General features: G+C 43.3%; 3 protein-coding genes. 1 reads left to right on the top strand and 2 read right to left on the bottom strand.

Annotation, left to right across the window (positions count from 1 at the left end; genetic code table 11):
- Positions 1–61 precede the first annotated feature (61 nt).
- Entirely contained in the window at positions 62–1420 is a 1359-nt protein-coding gene (locus NNO04_RS22135) for a class-II fumarase/aspartase family protein (RefSeq protein WP_271446489.1), read from the bottom strand.
- Between the two features lie 17 nt (positions 1421–1437).
- Positions 1438–2994 carry a PTS transporter subunit EIIC gene (locus NNO04_RS22130; protein WP_192612651.1) on the bottom strand — a complete coding sequence of 519 codons (1557 nt, stop codon included), beginning with the start codon at positions 2992–2994 and terminating at the stop codon, positions 1438–1440.
- Positions 2995–3211: 217 nt separating this feature from the next.
- Between NNO04_RS22130 and NNO04_RS22125 the strand changes: the two genes are divergently transcribed.
- On the top strand, positions 3212–4400 hold a 1189-nt coding region (locus tag NNO04_RS22125; RefSeq protein WP_271446488.1), incomplete at its 3' end, for a PRD domain-containing protein.

Below are 4400 nucleotides of genomic sequence, written 5' to 3'. Positions count from 1 at the left end.
GTGTATGGGCATTTCTGCCCATACTTTATATTCACAATTTATCGTTATTATCAGATAGCTATTAGCCCCGTAGGGTTAACTCTTCTTTGACGGACCTTGCAACTTCTTCAGCGATTATTGATGACAATCCTGTATAGTTATTGGGTTCAAGCAACGTCAATATTTCATCTTTTGTAATTAAGCCTGAAATTTGCGGGTCTTCACACAACAGATTAGAGAAACTGGATTTCTCATGTATTGACTGCATTGCCAGTGAATACATTTTCTCATGGGCTTTATCTTTCCCCAAAACGGCTGCAAGTTTCATCATGATGAATTCACTATTATCCAGTCCGTTATTAATACGTGCATTATGGTGCATCTGCTCCCGGTTAACACGCAGCGTTCGGGTAAGTTCTTCAGCGCGTAAAATGATTTCCGTCATTAACGCCAGCGCTTCATGTAACGATGATTCCAGTAACATGTAAGAAGAGCTGTCCGCTTCGTAGGGACGACTTGAAGAGTTGAGCATGACAGAAGAAAGCGAGTACAGTTTCTGTGCATTAGCGATAATACCCTTGGCAAGCTTTGGATTGACCTTATGAGGCATCGTGCTGCTGCCAACCGTTCCGGTCGTAAATCCTTCACCCAGCTCAGCGATTTCTTCAAGTGAAGTACTGTAAACTTCCTCGGCGATCTTGTGGCAACAGCTGGCCAGCAATGAAAGCACCTGAACATATTCAACTTTGTGGCTGGCGATATTACGAGAAGGAACGCGCATCTCAGACATTCCCAGCAGTTCGGCCATGCGAGTTTGTACCTGCCGGCCAGCTTCACCACTTGAGTTGAAGGCGCCTACGGCCCCCCCCATCATGATGCGAAATACCCTTTTTTCGCATTGCTCCATACGTTCCAGCGCCATCTGGAATTCATCGATCCATACCGCAACCTTAAAACCAAAGGTAATAGGAATCGCGTGGCGGCCATGGGTTCGTCCTGGCATAACGGTATTCGCTTCACGGGTGGCGATCCGTGCAAGATTGAGCAGAATCTCTTCAATAACCATTTTGAATTTAACGTGCACCTTCTTCACAACCAGCAGTTGCGCACTCTGCTGAATGTTTTGTGTGGTAACGCCATAGTGAACATATTTACCACTGTCCGCAGGGCAGGCTTTTACCAGCATTTTGAGAAAGGGCACAAAACCATGCCCAATTTCTCTTTGCAGCTCATTTACGGTGTTAATGTCGATGTTCTCAATACGACATGAACGGATAATTTTCTGGGCATCGTCCAGCGGAATGATGCCAATTTCACTCTGAGCATTTGCCAGCGCTGCTTCAATATCCAACCACGAGCGGTATTTTTCCTCTTCGGTTAATAACGCTCTGATCCCACGATCATCCATAGTTTTTGTTTTTGAATCGTATAATGCACTCACGATTTATTCCTTATTAATCATTTACCAGCAATCTTATCGACAATCGCGTTCTTCACAAACTCGACGTGGGGACCGAAAACAACGTGGATATGGTTATTTTTAGGAATAAATATCCCTGAAGATCCTGCATTTTTTAACGTATCTGTCTGCACCTTACCCTGGTCTTTTAAATCGATACGTAAGCGGGTGACGCAGTTATCAACATTCTTAATATTGTCACTCCCGCCAAGTCCTTCTAATACCAGAGTGGCTATTTCCGGATAACGCTTTTCTTTAAGCAGGTTATTGTTTCTGATCTCCTCTTCCCGGCCTGGGGTCTGGATTTTGAATTTTTCAATCGCAAAGCGGAATACCACATAGAAGACAACAAAGTTTACTGCCCCCAGGATAACAAGCTGCACCCAGTGGGTATTTTCATACAGCAGTCCGAAGATACCGAAGTCGAAAATAGTGCCGCGGATATAGCCAATCGAAACATCAAGGAACGCCAGTGGTATGGCCATCACCCCACAGAGCACGGTGTAGATAAAGAACAGACCCGGCGCAATAAACAGGAAAGAAAACTCCAGCGGTTCCGTCACGTTGCCGAGGAAGGCGGTCAACACGATTGTCAGGATCATCCCTTTGGCAATAGGACGGTTTGCCTTAAACGAGGCGTGGTACATTGCCAGACCAATAGCCGGAACACGGAAGAGCGTATTGAGCATTTGGCCTGCCCCCAGATAGGCGGTGAGTTTAGGCATCAATGACCAGCTCGGATCGTTAGGACCAAGCTCAAAAAGGATCTTGTTGGTCGCATTGAGAATACCGGTGTAGGTTTCTCCATTAATCAAATAGGTCCCGCCCGCTTCAGTAAAGCGCAGCACTGACGCCAGCACATGGTGGAGACCGAAAGGGATCAGAGTGCGGTGAATAAACCAATAGACACCGACGCCGAACGTATCATTCATCATAATGAATGAGATGCTGGTCAGCGCGGTGGTCACCCCACTCCATACGAAAGGAATCAGCAGTCCAACGGGGATCATATACAGGAAGGTGATGATAGGGACTGACTTCTTACCGCTGAAGAACGCAAAAGCCAAAGGAAGCTGCAGCCGGTAGAACCGGTCAGTCACTTTTGCAGCAACCAACCCGGAAATGATTCCCCCCATCGCTTCAATCTTCAGCGTTTGTATACCCAGTACCAGACCCTGGCCTACAGAAGAGAGATCGCCTTTGGCTAGCGCGCCATTCACCTTTAACCAGACGTTCATCACGATAGTGAGCGTCAGGTAGGCTAATACCGCAGAGAATACGGCAATACCTTTCTCATTTTTGGAGAGACCATAGGCAACCCCCATCGCAAATAATAACGGGATATTGTTAAAAACAATCCCGGTAATATCCCTCATACTTTCCAGTATCATTTTGATTACATCGTTACCAAGGAAGGGTAACTTATTGATCATATAAGACTGGCTCAGCGCAGCACAGATACCCATTATCATCCCAATCGGTGCCATCACCGCTATTGGCAATAATAATGAACGTCCAAATAACTGTATGCCGTCTTTAAATTTGTCCATCTTCATTGGCTATACTCTGTCTTAATTAATAAATAATTTTAACTATCTGATCCCATTGTCGTCTGCGTACCTGTCAACATTCAAGGTAACTTAATGTAATAAAACTGCGACAATAAGTTTCCGTGAAAATATTATGAAATAATTTGTGAGCATCGTCTCACTATCAATTTCTGTATATTGACATAAATTTTAAACCAACTGAAATTGTGCTTATAAATAGGAGGTGATTATTAGCATTAACCAGTATGACATTGCTTTTCTTAGCTTTATGCAAGATAAAGGACAGTTGGCATTTTTAGATATTCCTGAACATTTTCCTGGAAAAAGTTTACTCACGTTAAAACGCAGTGTCGCAAACATCAATTATTACCTTAAAACAGAGCGCATTGCCATCCATGCTGACGCTTTTGTCTGCGATCTTACTTATGCTGATTTGCTTACCTTTTTATCAAACCTTAAAGTCAAAGATTATAATTCATCCGTTGAAGAGAGGATTAAGCTCATTCTCTTTTACGCATTTCTTTATACGACGGTAAACACATCACGACTCTATGAAGACATTGGAATTAGTTTAACAACTAAAAAGAAAGATTTGAAAACGCTGGAAAATTACTTATCAGCCCGAGGTCTGAAATTTGAAGTTGTCAGCCGTAAAGGGATAAGGATTACAGGTAATGAAACGGCCTGGCGGATTCTTATTATGGGTATCCTTGCATCCATTTGTGAACTGAATCACGAGGGAGCCCTGGTTGAGCGCGCCGCAAACGATGTCTATGAAAAGTTAATGTTTTCCCGTTTTATTCAACAATCGCCAGCCTTACCTGATGTGGTTGACAAGTTTCATGCTGTCATCCTCGATGACCAACTGACGCTCTCCTATCCAGGCAAAAAATTGCTGTATATCTGGCTACTGTTGGAAGCGATCCGTGCGCCCAGGAATCCAGTCACTCTCTGTGATATACCGGTACTGCTACCGCTTCACCCTCGTAAATCATACAGTGCGGAAGAGGCACTGAGGCACTGTTTTATCCACTCACTTGATCAAAACAATACCGAAATACCCTTCATCGACTTACGTCTGTACGCAACGCTGAGAGCATTTTTTACTGAAGTGAGTAAAAATATCATTACTACCATAATATACCCTGATGCGCTTCTGCATGAACTGTATCAGTATATTCAGAAATGCATTTTACGCAGTATTCTTGGTTACAGCCTATTTGATAATAATTTATCAAATACAGAGAAACATCACCCCAACCTTTTTCATATTGTTCAGCAATCAATCCAGGTTTTGGAATCGGCATACAGACTTAATCTTGATAAAAATCAGCTATCGACGATAACTTTGATAATAAAAAAACATATCAATAGCAGCAAGTTATCAGGCAGAAACAGAAAAACAGTTATCA

The organism is Citrobacter sp. Awk 4, from assembly GCF_028069725.1.
Classification (GTDB): domain Bacteria; phylum Pseudomonadota; class Gammaproteobacteria; order Enterobacterales; family Enterobacteriaceae; genus Citrobacter_D.
Note: the sequence above shows the minus strand (reverse complement) of the source record. Positions and strands in the feature narration are given on the sequence as shown.

Coding starts and splice junctions, on each gene's coding strand:
- NNO04_RS22130 (WP_192612651.1), bottom strand. CDS start 2,994: ATGAAGATGGACAAATTTAAAGACGGCATACAGTTATTTGGACGTTCA.